Here is a 1066-nt window from a genome sequence, read left to right as displayed (position 1 = left end):
TGAACCGCCGACTTGTATGGGGGTAGCGGGACGCGGTCGGGTTGGCCGCTCGTAGCGTGCCGTAGGACGCCGGGCCGGGTGACTCGTGAACCGTCTGCCGCTCTTCGGAGCTGGCTCTCCCGGGGTATGTCGCCGGTCCGGTGTCCGTCCGCGGTCTGACTCAACAGAGGCGTGTCCCGGCCGGTTGGTTCCGGAAGTCGGCGTGTCGGCCGTGGCTGCCCTGTCGGCCGACCGTGAGGAACACAGTCCCGTGATCTTGCTTGGTGTCGATCCCCATAAGTCCACCCACACCGCCACCGCCGTCGAGCCGGAATCAAACCAGCAGGTCGGGACGATGCGGATCGAGGCGAGCCTGACGGACTACCGGCGGCTGCTGGCCTGGGCCAAGCGGTGGCCGCAGCGGAAGTGGGCGGTGGAGAACGCCAACGGACTGGGCCGGCATCTTGCTCAGTGGCTCATCGCCCGCGGCGAGAGCGTCGTCGACGTGCCTGCCGCGGCGACCAGTCGGGTGCGCGAACTCTCCCGCGGTGGACGGCGCAAGAACGACCAGATCGACGCTGCGGCCGCGGCTACCGTCGCCTGTCTGCAGGGCGACGGACGGGATGTCGAGCCCGAGGACCACACCACGGCGCTGGCTCTCCTGGACGAACGGCGTGTGAACCTGGCCCAGGCCCGGGTACGCACGGTCAATCAGCTCCACGCGCTGCTGCGCGATCTGCTGCCCGGAGGCGCCCCGACCCAGCTGTCCGCGGACCTGGCCGCCAAACTGCTGCGGTCCGTCCGGCCCGCTGGCGACGTCGAGACCGTCCGCAAGGACATCGCCGGGGATCTGGTCGCCGAGATCCGGAAACTGGACAAGCAGCTCACAGACAATGCTGCCCGCATGCAGAGCCTTGTGGAGGCATCGGGCAGCGCGCTGATGGACACCCCGGGCATCGGGCCAGTCATGGCCGCCCGGCTGATCGGCCGCACCCGACGGGCTCACCGATTCCCCACCTCGGCGGCGTTCGCGAACTACGCCGGTGCCGCCCCGGTGGAGATCTCCAGCGCGGACAAGGCCCGCCAC

General features: G+C 70.0%; 1 protein-coding gene. It reads left to right on the top strand.

Annotated elements, in window-relative coordinates; translation table 11 throughout:
- Positions 1–250: 250 nt before the first annotated feature.
- Positions 251–1066: transposase (locus AB0M27_RS48165; protein ID WP_365732506.1), on the top strand; the 816-nt coding region annotated here is incomplete at its 3' end.

Source organism: Streptomyces sp. NPDC052107 (assembly GCF_040680215.1).
GTDB lineage: Bacteria > Actinomycetota > Actinomycetes > Streptomycetales > Streptomycetaceae > Streptomyces.
Note: the sequence above shows the minus strand (reverse complement) of the source record. Positions and strands in the feature narration are given on the sequence as shown.